Here is a 23,376-nt window from a genome sequence, read left to right on the forward strand (position 1 = left end):
TCTCCTCCCGCCTACTCGATGATGTCGCCACGGGTCATGTATTTGGCCACCGCCACGGTGCTGACGAAGCCGATCAGGGCGATCAGCATGCCCGCCTCGAAATACAGCTTGCTGTTGTTGGCGATGCCGTACAGAACGATCAGGGCGATGGCGTTGATGTACATGGTGTCCAGCGCCAGGGCCCGGTCCGGCAGGGTGGGGCCGCGCAGCAGCCGGTACAGATTGAGCACCAGGGCCACCACGATCAGGCCGAAGCCGATGGGCAGAGCGATCTCTAGCATTCGAAAATCTCCTTCAGTGGCCGCTCGTAGCGCTGCTTGATCTGCGCCACCAGCTCCGCTTCGTCGTCCATGTCCAGAGCATGAATGAGCAGCGTGCGGCGGTCCTCGCTGACGTCGGCGCTGACCGTGCCCGGCGTCAGGGAAATGGTGCTGGCCAGCAAGGTGATGGCGAAGTCGTCCTCCAGCTCCAGCGGCAGTTCCACGAACGCGGGCCTCAGCTTGCGCGGTGAGCCCAGGATCAGCCGCGCCACCGCCAGATTGGCGGTGAGGATGTCCCAGTGCACCACCAGCACAAACCGCACCAGCTTGGGAAAATTACGCAGGTGCGGCACGTTCGGCCAGAACGGCCGGGTGCCCAGCGGCAGCACCACCGCCAGCATCAGCCCCAGCAGCCCGTGGCCCCAGGAAAAACCGTTCAACAGCAGCCAGGTAAGCCACAAAAACAGGCTCAGCAACGGAAACGGCAACAGTTTTCTCATGCCCCACCTCCCAGCACCGCGTCGATATAAAGCTGCGGCTGGGCCCATTGCGCCGCCACCGCCACGGTGGCTTCCAGCACCGGTTCCGCCCAGATCGCCAGCGCCGGCGCGGCGGCCAGCAACAGCACCGTGGCCAGCAGCCGGGGCCGGTCCAGACGCCGCCTGGCGCCGTCGCCGGTGGCCCGCCAGAACAGGGTGGAGCCGGCCCGGCTCAACCCCACCAGGGCGAGCAGCCCGCCGCCCAGCAGGAACAACCAGTAAAGCGGCGCCGGCACGGTTTGCAGCAAGGCCACCTTGCCCATGAACCCGGACAACGGGGGCAGCCCGATCACCGCCACCGCGCCGACAAAGAACAGCAGCCCCAGGCCGGCGCGGCCGGTGGGCGCCGGCCCGGCCACCAGCTGATCGCCAAGCTTGCCACGGCCGCGGGCCACCAGATCGGCGAGCAGGAACAGGCCGCCGCTGACCAGGGTGGTGTGGATCAGGTAGTACAGCATGGCGCCGAACGACTCCGGCGAGCTCCAGGCCAGCCCGGCCATCAGCGTGCCCACCGACATCACCACCATGTAGGCCACCATCTCGCCCAGGCGCCGGGCGCCGAGCACGCCGATGGACGCCAGCAGCAGGGTCAGCAGCGCCATGATCCACAGGGCATCGCGGCCCAGGCCGGCCAGGGCGCCCTGTTCGAAGGCGAGACCATAGACCCGGGCCACCGCGTAGACGCCCACCTTGGTCATGATGGCGAACAGCGCCGCCACCCCGGCGGTGGCGTTGGCGTAGGTGGCCGGCAGCCAGAAATAGAGGGGGAACAGCGCCGCCTTGAGCCCGAACACCACCCACATCAACAGGCCGGCCACGCGCGCCAGCTCCAGGGCGCCGCCGTCCAGCTGATTCACCTTGACCGCGAAGTCCGCCATGTTGAGGGTGCCGGTGGTGCCGTACACCAGCCCCAGGGCCACCAGAAACAGGGCGGAGCCGATCAGGTTGAGCACCACGTAATGAATGCCGGCGCGCACCCGCGCCGGGCCCCGGCCGTGCAACGCCAACCCGTAGGAGGCGATCAGCAGCACCTCGAAGAACACGAACAGGTTGAACAGATCGCCGGTCAGGAAGGCACCGTTGATGCCCATCAGCTGCAGCTGGAACAGGGCATGGAAATTGGCGCCGCGCTTGTCGTCGGCCCGGCAGGCATAGAGCAGCGCCGGCACCGCCAGCACCGTGCACAGCAGCACCATCAGGGCGCTGAGTTTATCGAGCACCAGCACGATGCCGAACGGCGCCGCCCAGTCGCCCAGCCGGTAGACCTGGATCTCGCCGCCGGCGGCCTGCTGGAACAGCGCCCAGGCCACCGGCAGCAGCGCCAGCACCGAGAGCATGCCGGTGAAGCGGCGCAGCGGCTGGCGCTCGCGCACTTCCAGCAGCAGCAACATGCCGGCGAAGGCGGGAATCAGAATCGGCGCGATAATCAGATGTTCCATCAGGCCTCCCCTCCGTCATCCCGCTTGCCGTCCACATGGTCGGTGCCGGTTTCGCCCTGCCCGCGCAGGGCCAGCACCACCAGGAAAGCGGTCATGGCGAAGCCGATGACGATGGCGGTCAGCACCAGCGCCTGGGGCAGTGGGTCGGTGGACGGCCCCGCGCCGACGATGGGGGGCTGGTCCAGGGCCAGCCGGCCGGAAATAAACACGAACAGATTGACCCCGTAACTGAGCAGGGTGATGCCCAGAATCACCGGGAAGGTGCGCGCGCGCAGCACCAGATAAACGCCGGTGCCCACCAGCACCGCGATCATGACGGCGACCATGGCTTCCATCAGGCACCCTCCTTCGCTTTGTCGTCCAGCAGGGACAGCTTGCCCAGATTGGCCAGCATCAGCAGGGTGGCGCCGACCACGGTGAGGAACACGCCGGTGTCGAACAGCAGCGCGCTGGCGACCTCGAATTTGCCCACCAGCGGCCAGTGCAGATAGTCGAAGGTGCTGGTCAGGAACGGATGGCCGAAGAACCAGGAGGCCAGGCCGGTCACGCCGGCCAGCAGCAGCCCCACCGCCACCACCGGGTGGTAATCACCGGGCATGCGCCGGTGCACCCAGGCCACCCCGGACGCCACGTACTGCAGCAACAGCGCCACCGAGGTGATCAACCCGGCGATGAAGCCGCCGCCGGGCAGATTGTGCCCGCGCAGGAAGATGTACACCGAGATCAGCAGCGCCAGCGGCAACAACGGCCGCGAAATGGTCACCAGCACCATGGGGTGGACTTCCCGGGCCCAGGGCCGCCCCAGGGAATCGCTGGGCGCGGAGAGCAGATCCAGGTCGCGCAGCAGGGCGTAGATGCCCATGGCGGCGATGCCCAGCACGGTGATCTCACCAAAGGTGTCGAAGCCACGGAAGTCGACCAGGATCACATTGACCACATTGGTGCCCCCGCCGCCGGGTTTGGCGTTGTCCAGGAAGTAACCGCTGATCGACTGGAAGTCGCTGGTCATCATGGCGAAGGCCATCACCCCCACGCCCCCGCCGATGATCACCGACAGCAGCAGGTCACGGAGAATCCGTGGCCAGCCGGACTCCATGCGCGTGCGCACCGGCAGAAAGTACATGGCCAACATCAGCAGCAACAGGGTGACGATTTCCACCGACAGCTGGGTCAGCGCCAGATCCGGCGCCGACAGCCGCACGAACGCCAGCGACACCACCAGGCCGACCACGCTCATGGACATGATCGCGGTCATGCGATGGCGGTGCAGAATGGCGGTGATCAGCGCCGCCACCACCAGCATCACGCCGGCCAGCAGCGACACGCCGTCCAGCGGCAGCAGGGCGCGCTGACCGTCCAGCACCGCCGGCGACAGATAGACCAGCAACACCAAGGCCACCAGCGTCAGCAGCCAGGCCGCGTAGCTCTGCAGGGACCCGTTGCGCAGGAAGTTGCTGAGCGCCGCGGCGCCCCCGGCCAGGCCCTGGATACGGCGCTCGAAAATCAGGCTGGCGTTGATCTCCGGCAGGCGCGCGTACTGCCGGAACAGCCAGTTCCGCGCGCTGTAAACCAGCACGCCGCCGACCAGCGCCACCACGCTCATGATCAACGGCAGATTAAAGCCGTGCCAGATCGACAGGTGATAGTCCGGCAGCTCGCCGCCCAGGGTGGCCGCCGCCGCCACCGCCAGCAGCCCGGACACGGTGATCGAGGGCAGCACGCCCACCGCCACGCAAAGGGCCACCAGAATTTCCACCGGCACCTTCATGTAACGCGGCGGCTCATGGGGCGGAAACTTAGGCAGATTGACCGGCTCGCCGTTGAAGAACACGTCGTGGATGAAACGCGCCGAATAGGCCACCGAGAACACGCCCCCCAAGGTGGCGCCCAGCGGCAGCACCCAGCTCATGGCGCCCAGCCGACTGGACTCCAGGGTCTCGGCGAAGAACATCTCCTTGGACAGGAAGCCGTTGAGCAGCGGCACCCCGGCCATGGCCGCCGACGCCACCATGGCCAGCACCGCGGTGTAGGGCATGTACTTCCACAGCCCGTTGATGCGGCGCATGTCGCGGGTGCCGGTCTCGTGATCGATGATGCCGGCGGCCATGAACAGGGACGCCTTGAAGGTGGCGTGGTTGATGATGTGGAACACCGCCGCCACCGCCGCCAGCTCGCTGTTGAGGCCGAACAGCAAGGTGATCAGGCCCAGATGGCTGATGGTGGAGTAGGCCAACAGCCCCTTCAGGTCGTGCTGGAACAGGGCCACCGCCGCGCCCCACAGCAGGGTGGCCATGCCCGCCAGGGTGACCACGTCGAACCACAGATTGGTGCCGGCCAGCATCGGATAGAAGCGCGCCAGCAGGAAGACCCCGGCCTTGACCATGGTGGCGGAATGTAAGTAAGCACTTACGGGCGTGGGCGCCGCCATGGCATGGGGCAACCAGAAGTGGAACGGGAACTGGGCGCTCTTGGTGAAGACGCCCAGCAGCACCAGCCCCAGAATCAGCGGATACAGCGCGCTGGCGCGGATCAGATCGCCGCTGGCCAGGGCGTCGCCAAGGGAATAGCTGCCCACGATCTGGCCGATCAGCAGCACCCCGGCAAGCAGCGCCAGCCCGCCCATGCCGGTGACGGCCAGCGCCATGCGCGCGCCCTTGCGGGCGGCGCTCTGGTGCGACCAGAAGCCGATCAGCAAAAAGGAACTGAGGCTGGTGAGCTCCCAGAACAGCACCAGCAGCAGCAGATTGTCGCTGGTCACCACGCCCAGCATGGCGCCCATGAACAGAAGCAAAAAGGCGAAGAAGCGGCCCGCTTTCTCCTTGGCGGACAAGTAGTAGCGGGCGTACAGAATCACCAGCAGCCCGATGCCCAGCACCAGCAGCGCGAACAGCAGCGCCAGGCCGTCCAGCCGGAACGACAGGGCCAGCCCCAGGCTCGGCACCCAGGGCAGGGAGGCGTGGACCGTCTGGCCGTCGAACACCTGGCCGGCCGGGGCGATCAGCAACACCAGGGCCAGGGCCGGCATCAGAGCGGCGCTCAGCGCCAGCACCGTGCGCGACGCGTGCAGGCGCTCGGCCAGGAGGGGCAGTGCCGCGCCGACAAAGGGCAGCAATACCAGAACAGCGAGAGTCATAGAATTTCCGTTATCCGTCGCGGCAAAGCCGCTTTGAGCTTAACAGGTCGAGGCTCGGCGACAACGGGGCGGATCGGGGAAATAGGGGCGGCGCCCGCGGCGGGGACAGTGCGCGGGCGTGATCATCATCCGATTGTGGGGCGAACGGCGCTCCATGGATGGGACTCTGACGAAATGAACCGGCAGTATGCCACGAGTCCCGCGCCGTGTCAGAACTCGCCGATGAACTGGTTGTAAAACTGGCGCGCGGTGCGGCCGGACCGGACGCCGCGCTCCATGGAGAAGCGGCGCGCGCGAATGTGCAGGTCGTGGCGGTCAGCCACCGGGCCGAACAGGTGGTCCACCATCTCGAAGTAGCGCTCCTCGTTGATCGGATAGAAGCTCAGCGACAGCCCGAAGCGGTCCGCCAGGGAGATTTTCTCCTCGACCACGTCGCCATGATGGATCTCGGTGCCCACCACCCGGCTCTGGTCGTTGTCCGACAGGTATTCGCTGACCAGATGGCGGCGATTGCTGGTGGCGTACAGTTTGACGTTGGCCGGCGGCAGCTCCAGGGAGCCTTCCAGCACGCTTTTCAGATGTTTGTACTGGTTGTCGCCATCCTCGAAGGCCAGGTCATCGCAGTAGATCACGAAGCGCTGGGCACGCTCGCGGATGTCGTCGACGATTTCCGGCAGGTCGATCAGGTCGTGCTTTTCCACCTCGATCACGCGCAGCCCCTTGGGCGCGTAGGCATTGAGCAGCGCCTTCACCAGGGACGATTTGCCGGTGCCACGGCTGCCCCACAGCAAGGCGTGGTTGGCGGGCTTGCCGGCCAGAAAGCGTTCCGTGTTCTGGATCAGCTTGGCTTTCTGGGTGTCGATGCCAAGCAGATCGTCCAGGCGCACCGGATCCAGGTTGCGCACCGGACGCAGCCGCTGCTGGCGCGGCCGCCAGATGGCCGCCACTTCGCTTCGCCAATCCACCTCGTTCATGATCCGGAATCCTCTCTGTCGTGGGTCTCGGGGGGCCCAATGATAAGGTCAATGGGCTTGTCTTGGCACGCACCCCGAAACGGTGGCCCCAAATGCCCGCCCACGCGGTACCATGGATGCCTGATCGCAATAAGGAGAGTTCGATGCGCCGTTTTCTGCCCCCCCTGCTGCTGGCTCTGACCGCCCTGGCCAGCGGCTGCGCCCAACAGCCCGCCGCTCCGGTACCGGAAGACGCCCGGGTCTGCCCGGAGACGCGCCCGCAGATGTGCACCATGGAATACCGCCCGGTGATCGGCTACGACCGCGCCGGCGAGAAGGTCGGCAAGTTCGGCAATGCCTGCCACGCCTGTGGCCAGGAGGGCGTCCACTACACCCTGCCCGAGGGCAAGGAGCCGCGCTAATTGTCCTCGTCACCGCTGCGTCTGCTGCTGGACTTCGACGCCCAATACCGCCGCGACCGCGACCAGACCCCGGCTTTTCTGCACCGCCGTGACCGGCGCCTGGCGCTGGTGCGTGAGCAGGCCGGCGCCACGCCGCCGTCGCTGGCGGAATGGCTGCACGCGGTGGGCGACGGCCGCCACCACACCGCGCCCCTGCGTCACTGGCGCCGCCTCAACGGCGGCCTGGTGCTGGCCGGCGGGGTGCTCGGCGTGCTGACCATGCTCGGCCTGCTTTACGTCACCGGACCGGCGCGCATCAATGTCACCCTGTTTCTGGCCCTGGTGCTGGTGCAACTGCTGCTGGCCGTGCTCACCGCCGGTCAGTCCCTGGCCGGCTGGCGCCCCTGGGGCGCCCTGCTGGATCGCTCCGACCCGGACCAACCGGCGCCGGCGCTGCGCCCCCTGCAGCCGCAGCTGGCCGGGCGCGCCGCCCAGGCCGGCGGCCTGGCCTTCGCCATCACCGCCCTGCTGACCCTGCTGGCGCAAATTCTGGTGCGCGACCTGGCGTTCGGCTGGAGCACCACCCTGCAAACCTCGGCGCCCGCCTATCACGGGCTGGTGAATGCCCTGGCCTGGCCGTGGCGGGGCTGGCTGCCCGCCGCCGTGCCGGACCTGGACCTGGTGGCCCAATCCCGCTATTTCCGCCTGCAGAACGGCCAGCCGGCGGACCCGGCCCTGCTCGGCGGCTGGTGGCCGTTCCTGGTGATGACCTGGCTCTGCTATGTGGTGCTGCCCCGGCTGGTCCTGCTGATGCTGGCCCAGGCCCACCTGCGCCACCGGGCGCGGCGCCTGCTCCGCGACCACCCGGGCGTGGCCGCCCTGCGTGAACGGTTCGCCACCCCCTGGGTGGACAGCGGCGACGAAACGCCCGCCGGCGCGCCCCTGGCCACGCCGAGTCCGGGCCCGGCCCCGGAACCGCCGGCGGACACCGGCACCCTGATCCGCTGGGCCGGCGCCGACGACCGGGACCGGCTGCGCCCCCGGCTCGGCGAGGCCAGAGTGCTGGACGCCGGCGGCGCCGCCAGCCTGGAGCAGGACCGCGACACCCTGAACCGGGCCGACGGCGGCCGGCCGGTGGTGATTCTGGTGCGTGCCTGGGAACCGCCCACCGGCGATCTGGCCGACTTCCTCGACGACGCCCGCGCCCACTGGGGCGCGGCCACGCCGATTCTGCTGCAACCGCTGGCCACCGACGACCGCGGCCTGGCGCCCTGGCAGCGCTTCGTGGCCCGCCGCCAGGACCCGGCGCTGCAACTGTGCCCACCGCTGCCCGCCGACCAGGAGGCCGCCGCGCCATGACCGCCCCGCCCCGCTTCGCCGTGGTCGGCCACCCCAACAAGGGCAAGTCGAGCATCGTCGCCACCCTGGCCCAGAACGACGGCATCGCCATCGCCCTGGAACCGGGCACCACCCGCGACAGCCACCACTATCCGCTGAGCGTGGACGGCCACGTCCTCTACGAACTGATCGACACCCCCGGCTTTCAGCGCCCGCGTAAGGTGCTGGCCTGGCTGCAGGCGCACAGCGCCAGCGCCTCGGACCGGGCCGACACGGTGCGCGCCTTCGTCACCCAGCACCGGGGTGACCCGCGCTTCCACGACGAATGCGAGCTGCTCACGCCGATTCTGGACGGCGCCGGCATTCTCTACGTGGTGGACGGCGCCGTGCCCTACAGCCCGGAACAGGAAGCGGAGATGGAGATTCTGCGCTGGACCGGCCGGCCCAGCCTGGCGCTGATCAACCGCATCGGCGAGGGCGACCACCTGGCCGACTGGCGGGCCGCCCTGGGGCAGTACTTCCAGATCGTGCGCGACTTCGACGCGGTGCGCGCGCCGTTCGACACGCACCTGAGCCTGCTGCGCGGCTTCGGCCAGCTGGCGCCGGACTGGGAAGCGCCGCTGGAAGAAGCGGTGACCCACCTGCGCGACCAGCGCCGCCACCGCCAGCACCGCGCCCTCGGCCTGATCGCCGAAGCCCTGGCGGACATGCTGACCCACGCGGAAAGCGCCCGCTTCAACGAACACGACAACCGCGACGCCCTGGAGCACGACCTGGCCCGCCGCTGGCGGGACCGTCAGCGACGCCGCGAGCAAACCCTGCGCCGGGATGTGGAAGCCCTCTACCGCCACCGCCATCTGCACCGCCGCGAACAGCAGCTGGACTGGGACGGCGGCCACGACCTGTTCAGCGATCAGGCGCGCCGCGCCTGGGGTGTGAGCCGCACCTACCTGGCCACCGCCGGCTTCGGCGCCGGCGCCCTGGGCGGCGCCGGCATCGACGCCCTGGCCGCCGGCCACTCCCTGGGTACCGGCGCCCTGATCGGCGGCGTGCTGGGCGCCGCCGGCAGCCTCTACTACGGCGGCAAATACGCCGACAAACTGGGCGCGCTCAAGCTGCTGGCGCCGCTGGCCGGCGGCGGACGCCAGGCGGAATTCGGCCCGGTCCGCGACCCGCAGTTCGGTTACGTGGTGCTGGGCCGCGCCCTGGAGCACTGGTTTCAGGTCAGCCATCGCAACCATGCCGGCCGCGACCCCCTGACCCTGGACCACGGCGACCGCCACTGGCTCGAACAACTGCCCCGCCCCGACCGCCAGCGCCTGCAAAAAGCCCTGCAAAACCCGCCCCGCCATCAAAGCGACGGCAAACGCCGCCAGGCTCTGGAACAGGCCGTGGAAAACGCCGGCGCCGCCTTCCTCGTCTGGCGGGAAACCCCCTCCGACTGACACGGGGTCATTGCGGCAGTTCCGGCACACGGAAGAAGGGCGCCCTGCGATTTTCCAGGCTGTGGAGGAACGCCTCCAGGTCGGCCAGCTCGTCCTGGCTGAGGTCCAGCGGCTTGAGCAACGGACTGGTCACCGGGAACAGAGGGTCGTCCAGTTGAGCGCCCTTCCGGCGCGGATGGGCGCCGCCGGCGTTGTAGATAGCCAGCACGCCGCGCAGCTTTCCGAACTTGCCGTTGTGCATCCAAGGGCCCGTCTCGGTGACATTGCGCAGGCCCGGCGTTTTGAAGGCACCCACATCCTCGGCTCGACCGGTCACTGCATAACGCCCCAGATCCTCATTGCTTCGCCCATAGTAGTGCAGCCCCAGATTGTGGAACCCGCCGTCGGTGAACAACGGGCCGTGGTGGCAGTTCATGCAACCGGCGCGGGTGCGGAACAGATCCAGGCCGCGAATCTCCGCCTCGCTAAGCGCGTCGGCGTCGCCGCCGTAAAACCGGTCGAAGCGGGTGGTGCCGGTGACAAGGGTGGTGAGGTAGGCGCTGAGGGCCTCGGCCAGGCGTTGTGGATCGAGCGTGGCGGTGCCAAAGGCGTCGCGGATCAAACCGGCATAGCCGGGTATGGCGTTGACCGCCGCCACCGCTTCGTCCGGGCTGCCGTGCATCTCTTCGGGGTTGGCGATGGGCATCAGCACCTGGTCTTGCAGGGTGGCGGCGCGGCCGTCCCAGAACTGGGCTTGCAGAAAGGCCGCGTTGGCGACGCTGGGCGTATTCCGCCGGCCGCGCTGGCGGTCGTGCCCGTAGGGCACTTCGCGGCCGTCGGCCCAGCCCCATTCCGGATCGTGGCAGGACGCGCAGGCGATCTGCCCGGAACCGGACAGACGCGGGTCGAAGAACAGGGTTTCGCCCAGATCGCGCAGCGCTTGATCCACTTCGGGTGTCGGCGGCAACGGCCCCAGCGGCCGCGCGTCGACGTTGTCGTCCACCTGGAACGCCGGCCAGCACGCCGGCCCGGCGCGGTAACGTTCCAGGCGGTCCGCGTTGCCATCGGGGCAGGCGTCGGCGGCCAACGCCGGCGCCGGCCACGCCACACCGAGCAAAAAAGCCAACGCCATCCAGCGCAATGTCACAGCCGCACCTTCATGCCGAGCCAGTAATTGCGGCCAATTTCGATGCCGGAGTCGTAAGTATCCGGGTTGCCGTCGTCGGCGGTGTAGGTACGCGCGTTGAAGACGTTATTGATCTGCGCGTCCAGCACCAGGCCCGGCTTGCGGGTCACCTGCCAGGTCAGTTTCAGGTTACTGATCCAGGTGGCGGGCCGGTCCCGGTCCTCGTACACCGGCAGGGACTCGGTCACCGTCTGCCCGTTCGGCAGGGTGATGGTTTCGCCCTTCTCGGAGCGGCCGGAGTTGGCGATGTAGCGTTGCTCGTCCCGCCAGGTGGTGACCAGACTGGCGCGCAGATTCCGGTGCAGGTCCGCCGCCAGGCTGATGTTGGCGACCAGCGGGCGGTTGTAGTCATAGCGCACCTGCTCCAGTTCCCCCTGGCGCATGCGCTTGCCCTGATAGTAGATGTATTCATCGGCCAGCGGATTGTCGGCGCTCACGTCGTAGTCCGAGTTGGAGGTTTCCGCTTCCGACCACGTGGTGCTGAGCCCCAGATGATAGCGGCCGAAGGTCCGGTACCAGGCCAGCGAGACACCCTGGTAGCGGCTGCTGCCGTCATTGGTAAGGCGGTATTGTTCGAAGCCGTCCTGCTGAACGTCAGTGCGTTCCTGGGAGAGTTCGTCGTGCCCGTCCCGGTGGATGTAGCGCACATCCAGAATGCCGCCCAGGAAGCTCTGCTTCACGCCCACGGTCAGTTCGTCGCTGTAGGGGGTGTTCAGGTCCGAGAACACGTAACGGGTGCGGGCGCCGCCGGAATCGCTTTCCCAATCCCCCACCACATTGGCCACCGAACCCCGGTACTCGGTGTAATGGGGAACGCGCGCCTCGCGCAGCTTGTAGGACAGCAAGGGCGCGCTGTGATAACGGTTGGCGCCAAAGGTCAGGTGCGTGCGCCCGTCACCGAACACATCGAAGGCGCCGCGGAAACGGGGTGACAGGTTCAGGTTGCCGAGGAAATCATCGTAATCGTAGCGCGCCCCGAACACGGTCTTGACCCGGCCCCAATAGGTGGAGGCCTCGGTGTAGGCGGCGGCCTGGGCCAGGCCCACGTCCAGGTCATGGGCCTGGTACACATTGCGAGTGGAAAAGAACTGCTCACCTTCCACGCAATCCAGGCTGATACCGCGGCATTCGATGTCGGTGTTCACGATGCCGTTCTGATAGATGTACGAAGTGGACGGCCGGTCTTCAAGCACCCGCACGTAACTCAAATCCAGCCCGTACTCCAGGTTCCAGCGGCGGCCCAGCCATTGGACCGGCTGACGCTGGGCGTCCAGCCCGAAGGTGTAGCGCCGCTGTTGACGGTCCAGGTCGCCGAAGCCGCCCTGGCGGCTGAACGCCAGGTCGTTCTCGATGCCCCAATGGCGGCTCGGGCTGTTTTGCCAGTTGAAAAAATGCTGCGGGGAACGGCGGCTGTTTTCGCTCAACGACACCGCCAGACGGGCGGTGATGTCGTGCCGGTCGGTGAGCCAGGACAGCTTGCCGTTGCCGGTCAGACCACCGCCGCGCACGCTGAAGTCGCTGTCCTTGGCGTCCTTGATAAAGTACTCGCCCTCATAGGGCGCCACCGCCAGCCCCAGATCCAGCCAGCCCTGATCCCACACCGGCGTATAGAAGCGGCCATTGAGGCCCAGGTTTTCCTGTTCCTGATCCTTGATCTCGCCCAGGGACACATCCGGATTGCGCGAATAGGACCGGGTGGCGCCCAGGTAGACGCCGCGCCCGCCGGCCAGTGGCTGGTCCACACTGACGCCCATGCGTTCGCGCTTGAAGGAATCCGGCTCCGGCGGCGCCGAGGGGTTCTCGGCGTCCTCCGGCACATGGTGGAACACGCGATAATCCACCCAATCGGACCGGGTGGTGCTGTAGGACAGATTGATCCGGCGCGGCCCCTGGCCGGCGCGACGGGTTTTCATGTCCACCACGCCGCCGGTGAAATTGCCGAAGCGCGCCGGCACGTTGCTGTCGTAGACCGTCACCGATTCGAGCATGTCCTCATCGATGAACAACGACTGCTCATGGCCGGGCACATCGGTGATCGAATTGGGATTGTCCGCCAGCGGGTCGAGCCGGCTGTTGATGTCCACGCCGTCCAGCTGGAAGTTGTTTTCGTAGGCGCGCCCTCCGGAAATGGAAATCGACGCCGGCTTCAGATCGTACAGACTCTCCGGTTCATAGCGATCCTCGCTGAACTGGATATTGGGCAGCACCTCCAGGGCTTCGGTGACGCTGCCGTTGGCGCTGCCGTAATCGTCCAGCATGTGCCGGTCCAGGCGATAGCTGCCTTCCGGTTCGGTGGTCACCGGCTGGGCCGCGCCGTCGCCGTGCACATAGACCGGGTTGAGGGTTTCCACGTCGTCCTCGGCGTGGGCCGCGAGCACACAAAAAAAGAGGCCGACGGTCAGTGCCGCCGGCCGAAGAGGGTAGTCAGTCATGGTCAGCCATCACAGGACGCGCAAAAGGGCGTGGAATCCTCATCGTCCGTGATGCCATCTCCGTCCAGGTCGTCATCCAGCTGCAAAGCGCTGGCCGCGATGTCCTCCGCGTCGACCCCGAGATTGAAGAAGTCCGGACGACCATCGCCGTCCGTATCCCGGACCGCAATGGCGCCCTTGGCGAAATCGTTTTCGCCGGTCATTACCTTGGCGATGCTTTGCAGCATCCGATTGCGGTCGTTGTTGGAAAGGCCGTTCTTCCCGGTGAGCGCCACCGCCTCGTCGTAATGGCGGGCCTTGGCCAGCACCTGTGCGGACTGATTCAGATAGGTCAGCCGCGAGCTGTCGGACAATTGCGCGTCGGCCAGATTGGCCACGCCCAGCTGGTTACCGTTGCCGAGAATCAGGTCCCGCGCCGCCGCCCGGGCGTCCGCCACGTTCTGCTGGTCGGTAACGGTCAGCGCACCGGTGCGCAGCGCCATCCGGCCCGCCTGTTCGGCGACCTGATTCAGGCTGGTGGCCAGCGACAGACCACCGGACATGGCCGCGCTGCGGGTGCTGTCGTTGGTGGCGCCCGCCGCGTCCTGGAAGTAGCGGGTTTGCGCTTCGCGGCCGTAGTCGAGTGCCAGGCTCAGGTTATCGTTACCCAGCGCCAGCGACATCAATCGCAGCAATGCTTTGTCGTAGACGCTGCCCGACATGGCGGCGGTCTCGCTTTCCGCTCGCGCTATGCTGAGAGCACCCTCGGTGGTCAGCCCCAGGCGACTCTGGTAAACGGCAACGCCGGAAAGAATGGCAAACCGATCATCAGCGTTCGTGATACTTTGTAGAACCTGATCCGCGACTGATGCACAATCGCCCATCCAGTCGCGCGCCGTATCAATGTCATCCCAACTTTCCGCGAACTGAACCAACCTCATACAACCGCTACCGAGCAAAGCATTGTAATCATTGCCGTACGCATCCTGGTATTCATCGGAAAGATAGAAATTCCAGGCTGCGTCTCTTACCTGATCACCCAGCAGAACGTAGCCATTGCTGTAGAGAGCCTCCGAGAGTACGGGCACCGTTTTCGACTGATCGATCAGGTACGCCAGATACTCTTTCGGCTCTGGGTATTTCTGACGCAAGCCGTCAAGCGCCTCTTGAAGCTCTCCTCTCACTACTGCCTGAAACGCGACTCCGACATTGATATTCTGCAAAGCATCGTCGATTTCGCGCGGATCGGTAATGGTTTCTTCCACCTGCTGAAGATAACGGTCCACCTGATTGGTCGCGACATAGTACGCCGCCATTCTTTCCACATAGACGTCCGTCTGCTCCAGATTACAGGGTGTCAAAGCCCTGGTTTGTTCGAAGAGATCAATGGTGTTTCTGAGTTCCTGTTCAGCGCCCAACGCGTAGTAGTAACCGGCTGAATAGGTCAGATAGAAAGTTCGCAGCTTGTAGTGGGTACAACCACTGTTGGTCTGATATCCGGTGCCAAGAACAAAACGGGTGAAAAGATCGACGCTCTGAATGGCATCGCTCAGAAAAGGCTCCACCCGATTCTCTTCAATCGCTTTTTCTACCGATAATTCCGCGTTATCACGTATCGCCGTCAGCAGCTTTCCATACACCGACTGGTAGGGGCGCCCCTCATAGAGAGAGACGTAATCGATCACGTTATCGATGGCCCTCTGCGACGCCTCAATCTCCCCCAACCGCCGATAGTCGAGTACCAGCGAGTTGTACAGGTCGGCTTCCGGCGCAGTCAGATTTTCCAGGCCTTTTGCCTCGATAATGCTGTCCAATTCGGAAAGGGAAGTGTCAACCAGCACTTTCGCTTCGTTATGCGATCCTGTTTCGATAAGCCTGTACGCGATCCTCTGAGCCGTCCTGGCGCGGAGGAATGGCTGAAATACTCGCGTTCGTAGAATGCTTTTCGCCTCCTCAACCTGGCCGGCAAAGGCCAAGCCTTCGGCGATGTCTTCATACACCGGATCCAGAATCAGATCGTCGAGCACATCATCGAACAGCCGTTCGGCGCGGTAGAACGGCGACAGGTCGGAGGCGTAGAAGTATTCGCGGCGGGCGTCGCTGTCCATGCCGAGCTTTTCCGCGTCGGTGAGCGGAATGCGGTGGTCCAGGGCGCGCAGGCCAGTAAGGCGGGCGATGTCGTTGTCGGCGCCGAGACCGGCGGGCACGGTGAAGTCGCTGTGTGAGAGGGCGTCCGGGTCCAGCTGATAGTTCTGCAGCACATAGCGCATCAGGTTACGAATCTGCGCGCTGCCGGCGGGGACGCCGGCGCCGCCGTTGGCGCTGATCAGGGTGTCGGCCAGGGCGGCGATGTTGGCCTGGCTGGTCTCATCCTCCGCGCTTTGTCCGAACGCATCGCGCAGGTAGAGGGCGATTCCCTGGCGCACCGCGATGCGGTTGGCGGCGTCCACCACCGCCTCCGCGCCCTGACCGGTGGCGGCCCCGGCCACGGCCTGGAATTCCTGTGCCAGCCCGTTGACGCGCTGGCGGCTGGCCTCGGTCAGGTTGGGATCCGTGGCCAGCCACTCGCGGGCGGCGTCCAGGTCGCCGGTGTCGCGCAGGGCGTCGACCAGCCAGGTCATCGGCGCGCTTTCCCGATTGAGGGCCACGCCCAGCAGCGTCAGCCTCAGGGACTGGCGTTGCAGGTCGCCGTCGGTGGCCGGGTCGTCCAGCACCCGGTCGGCGTCCAGGCCGAGCCAGCCGGCCACGGTCTGCCGGGCGTCGCCCAGGTCGGCGCCGTCGTCCACCAGGGCCATCACCAGGGTCGACACCGGCGTGGCCAGGCCACTGCCGCCGGACACCGGCCCCACCAGGGTCAACCCGGTGAAGTCCTGCCCGGTTTGCGAATCCACGCCGCCCTGGGCCACCACCCGGGCGCCGGTCAGATTGGCGCCGGACGACACCGCGAAGCGAAAGCCCCCGTCCGCGTCGCTGCGCACCGGCACCGCCAGGGCGTTGCCGTTGGCGTTTTGCAGTTTCACCAGGGCGCCGGCGATGCCCGGGTCGGTGACCCGGCCGGACACGGCGCCACCGCCGCCTCCCTCGCCGCCACCACCACTGCCACCGCCTCCGCCGCCACAGGCGGCCAGCAGGCCAACAAAGAGAGCCACGGCCACGGGCCGTGCCCAGCGCGTGCATCGCTGATACATGACGGGTTCCCCCAGGTTCGCTTTGGTGTAAGGACGCCGGGGAAGATAATCTAAGTGATAATGATTCGCAATATTATGTAGGAAGTTGACCGCCGGCCAGGTGTTCCCGCCGGTAGTCCCGGGGCGCCATGCCCATCACTTTCTTGAACATTCTGGAGAAGTAGTAGGGGTCGTCGAAGCCCAGTTGCTGGGCGATGTCGACCACGCTCAGGTCGGTGATGTCGAGCAGGTAGCAGGCGCGGCTGATCTTCAGATGCTGGAACGCCTGCATCGGCGTCTGGCCGGTCTGGCGCTTGTAGGCGCGGATAAAGTGGTAACGCGACAGGTCGCTGGTGGCGGTCACCAGGGTGTTCAGGTCCACCCGCTGATGGAGCCGGGCGCGCAGCCAGGCCTGCACCCGGGCCACGTCCAGCGCGTCGTTGCGGTCCTCGCGCTGGCGGCGCATCAAGGCCATGTAGCTGAGCAGACTTTTCAGCAGGTTGGCGGCGTAGATCAGGTGGTGGCCGCGAAAGCGGGTGACCGTGGCCAGCAGGGCGTCCAGGTCCTCGGTGAGGCGGGGATGGCGACCCACCGGCGCCACGAAGGCATCCGGGCCGTCCAGCACCGCGTCGAAATAGTCGTCCACCCGGTCGCCGCCCAGGTGCGCCCAATAAATGGTCCAGGGGTCGTCCGGGTTGGCCCGGTAGCGGTGCGGCCGGCCCTCGCGGAACAGCAGCACGTCACCGGCGCCCACCGACTGGCGCCGGCCCTCCAGTTCCGCTTCGCCGGAGCCCGCCAGGCAGTAGATCAGCAGATGGTCCCGGGGCGCGCCACGGTCCATCTGGTGGCCGGCGGCGCTGGGATAGAACCCGGCCCCGTGGGGCAGGCAATCCCGGCAAAGCGGGTGTGCCGCCAGCTCCGTCACCAGCGCCGGCGGGATCACCACCCGCCGGCCGCTTTCCGGCAGCGGCCATTGGGAGGTTTCCACCTGTGAACCGGTTCCGTGCATCGCAATTTTGTCCATTACCTATCAATTAAAGCCATCTTATCCGCCAAAAGCCTGTGGTACACCATAGCAATAATTGAAAAACACGGCGGCCCCATTCGGGCGCCATCGTCAGAACAACAATACGAGAAAAGGGAGAGCTCATGCTTGTAGCCAGCTTCCTCGGGCTGTTCGCCGGCCTGGCTTTACTGGTGGTGCTGACCATGCGCGGCGTCAACATCATCATCTCCGCGGTGCTGTGCGCCATGCTGGTGGCGGTGTGCAGCGGCCTGCCGTTGGACGACGCCATGCTGGACAGTTACATGGCCGGCTTCACCGGCTTTTTCACCACCTGGTTTCCGGCCATTTTGCTGGGCGCGATTTTCGGTCAGCTGATGGACGACAGCGGCGCCGCCAAGGCCATCGCCCGCCAGTCCAGCCGCTGGTTCGGCGAGAAGCGCGCCATCATGGCGGTGGTGGGCGCCTCGGCGATCCTCACCTACGGCGGCGTGAGCGTGTTCGTGGTGGGTTTCAGCGTCTATCCGATCGCCTTCGAGCTGTTCAAGAACGCCAACCTGCCCCACCGCTTTATTCCCGGCGCCATGGTGTTCGGGTCGATTTCGTTCACCATGACCTCGCCCGGATCACCGGAGGTACAGAACCTGATTCCCACCGAGCATTTCGGCACCACCGCGGTGGCCGGCGGCGTGATCGGCGTGATCTGCGCGCTCACCATTCTGGTGCTGGGCGCCTGGGCGATCCGCCGCTGCGTGCGCCGGGCGGTGAACGCCGGCGAAACCTTCGACCCGCCAGCGGCGGCGGCGCGCCAGCACGACCGGGACGACGGCGCGCCGGTGCCCACCTGGGCGGCGCTGTTACCCTTGCTGGTGCTGGTGGGCGGTTTCAATCTGCTGTCGCTGGCCCTGGGCGTGCGCCCCGTGGAGGCGCTGCTGGTGGCCATGGGCGCCAGCCTGGTGCTCGGCTTCGCCCTGTTTCATCGCCACTTGCACCAACGCGTGCGCACCCTGGGCGCCGGCGCCGACAATGCGCTGGTGGCCACCGCCAATACCTGCGCGGTGGTGGGCTTCGGCGCGGTGGCGGCGCTGACGCCGGCGTTCAAGGAGATCGTGGCGGTGCTCACCGATCTGCCCGGTCTGGAATACGCCGGCCTGGCCATGGCGGTGACGGTGATCGCCGGCATCACCGGGTCCGCCTCCGGCGGCCTGGGCATTGCCCTGCCGATTCTGGCGCCGATCTACCAGGGCATGGGCCTGGATAACGGCGCCATGCACCGCATTTCCGCGCTCGCCTCCGGCGGTCTCGATTCGCTGCCGCACAACGGCTATGTGGTGACCACCATCCGCGCCATCTGCAAGGAAACCCACCAACGGGCCTACCCGACGGTGTTCATCGCCAGCGTACTGGTACCCTCGGTGGTGCTGGTAATGGCGGTGGTTCTGTATACGCTGGTGTAACGACGCCGGCCTCCGAATACGGCCAATAATTTTAGGAGAAAGCGTTATGAGCAACCGACTGCCCCAACTGATCCAGGGTGAGTTCCGGCAAAGCGGCACCGACACCTGGATTCCGGTGACCAACCCGGCCACCGGCGAGGTGCTTTGCGAGGCGCCGGCGGCCACCGCCGACGAAATGGAACGCGCCATCGCCGCCGCCAAGGCCGCCTTTCTGGAGTGGCGGGAGGTGCCGGTGTCCGAGCGTGCCCGGCTGATGCTGCGCTACCAGCATCTTCTCAAGGAGCGCCACGACGACATCGCCCGGGTGCTGGCGAAGGAAACCGGCAAGGTGTTCGCCGACGCCAAGGGCGACGTGTGGCGCGGCATCGAAGTGGTGGAGCACGCCGCCAATATCGCCTCTCTGATGATGGGCGAAACCGTGGAGAACGTGGCCCGCGGCATCGACAGCCATTCCTGGACCCAGCCGCTGGGCGTGTGCGCCGGCATCACGCCGTTCAACTTTCCGGCCATGATTCCGCTGTGGATGTTCCCCATGGCCATCGCCTGCGGCAACAGCTTCGTGCTCAAGCCCTCCGAGCAGGATCCGATGACCCCCAACCTGCTCGCCGAGCTGTTCCTGGAAGCCGGCGCGCCCAAGAATCTGCTGCAGGTGGTGCACGGCGGCAAGACCCAGGTGGACACCCTGCTCACCCACCCGGAAATCAAGGCGGTATCGTTCGTCGGTTCGGTGCCGGTGGGCCAGCATGTGTACCGCACCGCCACCGACCATCTGAAACGCGCCCAGTGTTTCGCCGGCGCCAAGAACCACATGGTGGTGATGCCCGACGCCCGCAAGGATCAGGTGCTCAGCAATCTGGTGGGCTCCGCCTGCGGCGCCGCCGGACAGCGCTGCATGGCGATCAGCGTGGCGGTGTTCGTGGGCGAATCCAAACAGTGGGTGGACGAACTGAAGGACCAGTTCGCGGCGGTGCGCCCGGGCGCCTGGGACGACGACCAGGCCGCCTACGGCCCGCAGATCAGCGCCAAGGCCCGGGACCGCATCCTGGCCCTGATCCGACAGGGCAAGGAAGAAGGCGCCACCTGCCTGCTGGACGGTTCCGAGTGCACCGTGGACGGTCTGCCGGACGGCCACTGGGTGGGCCCCACCCTGTTCACCGACGTGACGCCCCGGATGTCGCTGTATCAAGAAGAGATCTTCGGCCCGGTGCTGTGCTGCCTGTGCGTGGACAGCCTCGACGAGGCCATCGAACTGGTCAACAACAGCCCCTACGGCAACGGCACCTCGATCTTCACCGCCAATGGCGCGGCGGCGCGCAAGTTCCGCCACGAAATCGAAGTGGGCCAGGTGGGCATCAACGTGCCGATCCCGGTGCCGCTGCCGTTCTTCAGCTTCACCGGCTGGAAGGGCTCCTTCTACGGCGATCAGCACGCCTACGGCAAGCAGGCGGTGCGCTTCTACACCGAGACCAAGACGGTCACCAGCCGCTGGTTCGATGACGACATTCCGGACGCCACCCACGGCGGCCCGAACATGACCATCAATCTGAAATGAATCGCGGCTGAAGCCGCTCCTACAATGGCCGTGCCGTGGGAGCGGCTTCCGCCGCGAGCCGCGAGGATCAAACGTGGATTTCGCCTTCACCGATGAACAACTGGCGTTCCGGGACACGGCGCGCCAGTTCGCCGACAAGGCACTGGCGCCGTTCGCCGCCGAATGGGACGCGGGCAGTGTGTTTCCCAAGGACACCCTTCGCCGGGCCGGCGAGCTGGGGTTCTGCGCGCTCTACTGCGACGAGGAACACGGCGGCCTGGGCCTGAGCCGGCTGGACGCGGCGCTGGTGTTCGAGCAACTGGCCGCCGGCTGCACCTCCACCACCGCCTTTATCACCATCCACAACATGGCCACCTGGATGCTCACCCGCTTCGGCGGCGACGCGGTGCGGGCACGCTGGGCGGCGCCGCTGATCCGCGGCGAGGCGCTGGCCTCCTACTGCCTCACCGAGCCCAACGCCGGCTCCGACGCCGCCTCGCTGAGTACCACCGCCAAGCGTGACGGCGACGACTATGTGATCAACGGCGCCAAGGTGTTCATCTCCGGCGCCGGCGACACCGACGTGCTGGTGTTGATGGCGCGCACCGGCGGCCCGGGCGCCGGCGGCATTTCCTGCTTCGCGATCCCGGCGGACGCGGCCGGCGTCAGCTACGGCCGCAACGAGGAGAAAATGGGCTGGAAGAGCCAGCCTACCCGGGCCATCACCCTGGAGAACGTGCGGGTACCGGCGGACCAGCGCATCGGCGACGAGGGCCAGGGTTTCCGCATCGCCATGGCCGGCCTGGACGGTGGCCGCGTCAACATCGCCAGCTGCTCCCTGGGCGCCGCCACCGCCGCGCTCAAACAGGCACAGGGCTACGTGGGTGAACGCAAACAGTTCGGCCAGCCCATCGCCGAGTTCCAGAACACCCAGTTCAGCCTGGCGGACATGGCCACCCATCTGGTGGCGGCGCAGCAAATGGTGCGCCTGGCCGCCTGGAAGCTGGACCAGGGCGACGCGGACAAAAGCACCTACTGCGCCATGGCCAAGCGGCTCGCCACCGATCTGTGTTTCGACGTCTGCAACCAGGCGCTGCAACTGCACGGTGGCTACGGCTACATCAAGGAGTACCCGCTGGAGCGCTATGTGCGCGACAGCCGGGTGCATCGGATTCTGGAAGGCACCAACGAGATCATGCGGGTGATCATCGCCCGCCGCGTGCTCAAGGATTTGTCGTTCCTGTAACGACCCGCTTCGATAAGGAGAAAAACATGAAAATCGGCTTCTTCGGTGTCGGCAACATGGGCGGCCCCATGGCCGCCAATCTGGCCGCCGCCGGCCACGACGTGACCGCCTTCGATCCGGTGCCCGCCCTGCGGGAGGCCGCCGAGGAAAGCGGCGTGCACACCACCGACACCCCGGCGGACGCCCTGGCCGGCGCCGAGGTGGTGATCAGCATGCTGCCCTCGGCGGCGGCGGTCACCGGCCTGTACCTGGGCGACGACGGCATCCTGCCGCGCATCCAGCCGGACGCCCTGATCATTGATTGCTCCACCATCGATGCCGCCACCAGCCGGCGGGTGGCGGAGGCCGCCGCCGAGTCCGGTCTCGCGATGATCGACGCCCCGGTGTCCGGCGGCGTGGGCGGCGCCCGCGCCGGCACCCTGACGTTCATTTGTGGCGGCAGCGAGGACGCGGTGGAACGGGCCCGGCCGATTCTCGACGCCATGGGCAAGAACGTGTTCCGCGCCGGCCCGCCCGGGGCCGGCCAGGTGGCGAAAATCTGCAACAACATGCTGCTCGCCGTGCACATGATCGGCACCGCCGAAGCGCTGCAAATGGGCGCCGACCACGGCCTGGACCCGAAGGTACTGTCCGAGATCATGCGCGTCAGCTCCGGCGGCAACTGGTCCCTGGAAGTCTACAATCCGTGGCCCGGGGTGATGCCCAATGTGCCGGCGTCGAACAATTACGACGGCGGCTTCGGCGTCAATCTGATGAACAAGGATCTGGGCCTGGCCCTGGAAGCGGCCCTCGCCACCCGCTCGGCCACGCCCATGGGCGCGCTGGCGCGCAGCCTGTACGCCAGCCACGCCAACCAGGGCTACGGCAATAAGGACTTCTCCAGCATCCTGGCCCTGTTCAAGCGCAAGGACGACTAGCGTCCGGCTCGTGGGCCAGGAACCAGGGCCGCCGACGACGGGCCCCATACGGCGCCACACAGACGTTGTCACGGCGGTTGTAGACGAAGAACACATTACTGCGCGGGTCCGGCGACATATTGGCGTTGGACCCGTGCAGGGTGTTGCAGTCGAACAGGATCAGACCACCGGCTTTGCCGGTGGGCGCCTCGATGCCGCCCCGCTCGATCAGTTCACTGAGCACCTGGTTATCGGGCACGCCGAACTGCTGGGTTTTCAGGGACTGCTTGTGATGGTCGTCCGGGGTCTCGCCCAGGCAGGGCACGAACACCTTATGGGAGCCCGGGATCAGCATCAGCGGACCGTTGAACGCATGATTGTCGGTGAGCACGATGGAGGCGCTCACCGCGTGCATGGCGGGCATGCCGTCCTCGGCGTGCCAGGTCTCGAAGTCGGAATGCCAGTTGAAACCCTTGCCGTGAAAGCCGGGCTTATAGTTGATGCGGGACTGGTGCACGTAGGCGTCGCCGCCGAGAATCTGGCGTACGCGACCCAGCAGGCGCGGATCCCCGGCCAAGCGGCGGAACCGCTCGGACAGCAAATGCACCGCGAACAAGGAACGGATCTCCTCGCTGCCCGGCTCGGTAATGCTGAACTCGCGGCCTCGGAACGCCTCGCGGCTCAATAACTCATGCAGGGTGTCGGTGAGCTCCGCCACTTCGCGTTCGTCGAGGAAACCGGGCTCGAACAGAAAGCCGCGACGTTCGAACTCATCCAATTGCGAAGCGCTCAGCGGACCGTCCTCGGCACGGCCTTTGACCACGGGCTCGCGACGATTCAGCCAGGGCAGGTCCGGACGACGGGGGAGACGGGTGGGGTAGGGATCTTGCCGCCGGGCCTCGGCCTGGGCGGGGCGGACTTGCGTCTGCACTGACATCAAATCACCTCCTGAGATTTGGGATCAGAATCAGATTGGCAACACTATGAGAGCC

The 23,376-nt window shown here is 66.5% G+C and carries 17 protein-coding genes and 1 pseudogene; 7 read left to right on the forward strand and 11 right to left on the reverse strand.

The features are described from left to right. Positions 1–11: 11 nt before the first annotated feature. From IM760_RS00525 to IM760_RS00550, 6 genes are all read right to left on the reverse strand, one after another. Positions 12–281 (reverse strand): K+/H+ antiporter subunit F, encoded by a 270-nt coding sequence (locus IM760_RS00525; protein WP_204426598.1) that lies wholly within the window; start codon positions 279–281, stop codon positions 12–14. Further along, a complete protein-coding gene (locus IM760_RS00530; protein ID WP_204426599.1) occupies positions 275–760 on the reverse strand; it encodes a Na+/H+ antiporter subunit E in 486 nt (161 codons plus the stop codon). The genes IM760_RS00525 and IM760_RS00530 overlap by 7 nt, the downstream gene beginning before the upstream one ends. Beyond that, on the reverse strand, positions 757–2,238 hold the full coding sequence (locus IM760_RS00535) for a monovalent cation/H+ antiporter subunit D (RefSeq protein ID WP_204426600.1): 1,482 nt from the start codon (positions 2,236–2,238) through the stop codon (positions 757–759). The genes IM760_RS00530 and IM760_RS00535 overlap by 4 nt, the downstream gene beginning before the upstream one ends. After that, on the reverse strand, positions 2,238–2,573 hold the full coding sequence (locus IM760_RS00540) for a Na+/H+ antiporter subunit C (RefSeq protein WP_204426601.1): 336 nt from the start codon (positions 2,571–2,573) through the stop codon (positions 2,238–2,240). The genes IM760_RS00535 and IM760_RS00540 overlap by 1 nt, the downstream gene beginning before the upstream one ends. Beyond that, on the reverse strand, positions 2,573–5,371 hold the full coding sequence (locus IM760_RS00545; RefSeq protein ID WP_204426602.1) for a monovalent cation/H+ antiporter subunit A: 2,799 nt from the start codon (positions 5,369–5,371) through the stop codon (positions 2,573–2,575). The genes IM760_RS00540 and IM760_RS00545 overlap by 1 nt, the downstream gene beginning before the upstream one ends. 209 nt (positions 5,372–5,580) lie before the next feature. Further along, positions 5,581–6,345 (reverse strand): ATP-binding protein, encoded by a 765-nt coding sequence (locus IM760_RS00550; protein WP_204426603.1) that lies wholly within the window; start codon positions 6,343–6,345, stop codon positions 5,581–5,583. Between the two features lie 143 nt (positions 6,346–6,488). Here IM760_RS00550 and IM760_RS00555 point away from each other — a divergent pair, with 143 nt between their 5' ends. From IM760_RS00555 to IM760_RS00565, 3 genes are read left to right on the forward strand one after another with little or no spacing between them, the layout of a single operon-like run. Continuing rightward, complete coding sequence (locus IM760_RS00555) at positions 6,489–6,746, forward strand: hypothetical protein (RefSeq protein WP_204426604.1); 258 nt, start codon at positions 6,489–6,491, stop codon at positions 6,744–6,746. Then, on the forward strand, positions 6,747–8,084 hold the full coding sequence (locus IM760_RS00560) for a DUF2868 domain-containing protein (protein ID WP_204426605.1): 1,338 nt from the start codon (positions 6,747–6,749) through the stop codon (positions 8,082–8,084). Continuing rightward, on the forward strand, positions 8,081–9,508 hold the full coding sequence (locus IM760_RS00565) for a GTPase/DUF3482 domain-containing protein (RefSeq protein ID WP_204426606.1): 1,428 nt from the start codon (positions 8,081–8,083) through the stop codon (positions 9,506–9,508). The genes IM760_RS00560 and IM760_RS00565 overlap by 4 nt, the downstream gene beginning before the upstream one ends. A gap of 7 nt (positions 9,509–9,515) precedes the next feature. Here IM760_RS00565 and IM760_RS00570 read toward each other — a convergent pair whose 3' ends face one another. The 4 genes from IM760_RS00570 to IM760_RS00585 form a co-directional block, all read right to left on the reverse strand. Next, positions 9,516–10,634 (reverse strand): cytochrome c peroxidase, encoded by a 1,119-nt coding sequence (locus IM760_RS00570; protein ID WP_204426607.1) that lies wholly within the window; start codon positions 10,632–10,634, stop codon positions 9,516–9,518. Further along, complete coding sequence (locus IM760_RS00575) at positions 10,631–13,105, reverse strand: TonB-dependent receptor plug domain-containing protein (protein WP_204426608.1); 2,475 nt, start codon at positions 13,103–13,105, stop codon at positions 10,631–10,633. Before IM760_RS00575 ends, IM760_RS00570 begins: the two co-directional genes overlap by 4 nt. A 2-nt stretch (positions 13,106–13,107) precedes the next feature. Beyond that, positions 13,108–16,272 (reverse strand): carboxypeptidase-like regulatory domain-containing protein, encoded by a 3,165-nt coding sequence (locus tag IM760_RS00580; RefSeq protein ID WP_204426609.1) that lies wholly within the window; start codon positions 16,270–16,272, stop codon positions 13,108–13,110. Between the two features lie 73 nt (positions 16,273–16,345). After that, positions 16,346–17,275 carry an AraC family transcriptional regulator gene (locus tag IM760_RS00585; RefSeq protein WP_239549528.1) on the reverse strand — a complete coding sequence of 310 codons (930 nt, stop codon included), beginning with the start codon at positions 17,273–17,275 and terminating at the stop codon, positions 16,346–16,348. Between the two features lie 125 nt (positions 17,276–17,400). On the opposite strand from IM760_RS00585, the gene IM760_RS00590 reads away from it, so the two are divergent. The 4 genes and pseudogenes from IM760_RS00590 to mmsB all read left to right on the forward strand — a co-directional run. Then, the gene (locus IM760_RS00590; protein WP_204426610.1) at positions 17,401–18,711 is read left to right on the forward strand and encodes a GntP family permease; all 1,311 of its coding nucleotides are present in this window, start codon (positions 17,401–17,403) and stop codon (positions 18,709–18,711) included. Between the two features lie 46 nt (positions 18,712–18,757). Continuing rightward, the gene (locus IM760_RS00595; RefSeq protein WP_204426611.1) at positions 18,758–20,263 is read left to right on the forward strand and encodes a CoA-acylating methylmalonate-semialdehyde dehydrogenase; all 1,506 of its coding nucleotides are present in this window, start codon (positions 18,758–18,760) and stop codon (positions 20,261–20,263) included. Positions 20,264–20,336: 73 nt separating this feature from the next. Further along, entirely contained in the window at positions 20,337–21,488 is a 1,152-nt protein-coding gene (locus tag IM760_RS00600; protein WP_204426612.1) for an acyl-CoA dehydrogenase family protein, read from the forward strand. 23 nt (positions 21,489–21,511) lie between these two features. Further along, positions 21,512–22,405: pseudogene (gene mmsB / locus IM760_RS00605) on the forward strand (3-hydroxyisobutyrate dehydrogenase); the annotation flags it as partial. Here the strand turns inward: mmsB and thpD are convergent. Next, positions 22,386–23,321 (reverse strand): ectoine hydroxylase, encoded by a 936-nt coding sequence (thpD, locus tag IM760_RS00610; protein WP_204426614.1) that lies wholly within the window; start codon positions 23,319–23,321, stop codon positions 22,386–22,388. The pseudogene mmsB and the gene thpD overlap by 20 nt on opposite strands. Positions 23,322–23,376 lie beyond the last annotated feature (55 nt).

The organism is Alloalcanivorax marinus (assembly GCF_016906305.1).
GTDB classification, from domain to species: Bacteria; Pseudomonadota; Gammaproteobacteria; order Pseudomonadales; family Alcanivoracaceae; genus Alloalcanivorax; species Alloalcanivorax marinus.

Bases quoted from the DNA above. Each gene is read 5' to 3' on its own strand.
- IM760_RS00525 (WP_204426598.1), bottom strand. From the start codon at position 281: ATGCTAGAGATCGCTCTGCCCATCGGCTTCGGCCTGATCGTGGTGGCC.
- IM760_RS00530 (WP_204426599.1), bottom strand. From the start codon at position 760: ATGAGAAAACTGTTGCCGTTTCCGTTGCTGAGCCTGTTTTTGTGGCTT.
- IM760_RS00535 (WP_204426600.1), bottom strand. From the start codon at position 2,238: ATGGAACATCTGATTATCGCGCCGATTCTGATTCCCGCCTTCGCCGGC.
- IM760_RS00540 (WP_204426601.1), bottom strand. From the start codon at position 2,573: ATGGAAGCCATGGTCGCCGTCATGATCGCGGTGCTGGTGGGCACCGGC.
- IM760_RS00545 (WP_204426602.1), bottom strand. From the start codon at position 5,371: ATGACTCTCGCTGTTCTGGTATTGCTGCCCTTTGTCGGCGCGGCACTG.
- IM760_RS00550 (WP_204426603.1), bottom strand. From the start codon at position 6,345: ATGAACGAGGTGGATTGGCGAAGCGAAGTGGCGGCCATCTGGCGGCCG.
- IM760_RS00555 (WP_204426604.1), top strand. From the start codon at position 6,489: ATGCGCCGTTTTCTGCCCCCCCTGCTGCTGGCTCTGACCGCCCTGGCC.
- IM760_RS00565 (WP_204426606.1), top strand. From the start codon at position 8,081: ATGACCGCCCCGCCCCGCTTCGCCGTGGTCGGCCACCCCAACAAGGGC.
- IM760_RS00575 (WP_204426608.1), bottom strand. From the start codon at position 13,105: ATGACTGACTACCCTCTTCGGCCGGCGGCACTGACCGTCGGCCTCTTT.
- IM760_RS00580 (WP_204426609.1), bottom strand. From the start codon at position 16,272: ATGTATCAGCGATGCACGCGCTGGGCACGGCCCGTGGCCGTGGCTCTC.
- IM760_RS00585 (WP_239549528.1), bottom strand. From the start codon at position 17,275: ATGGACAAAATTGCGATGCACGGAACCGGTTCACAGGTGGAAACCTCC.
- IM760_RS00590 (WP_204426610.1), top strand. From the start codon at position 17,401: ATGCTTGTAGCCAGCTTCCTCGGGCTGTTCGCCGGCCTGGCTTTACTG.
- IM760_RS00595 (WP_204426611.1), top strand. From the start codon at position 18,758: ATGAGCAACCGACTGCCCCAACTGATCCAGGGTGAGTTCCGGCAAAGC.
- thpD (WP_204426614.1), bottom strand. From the start codon at position 23,321: ATGTCAGTGCAGACGCAAGTCCGCCCCGCCCAGGCCGAGGCCCGGCGG.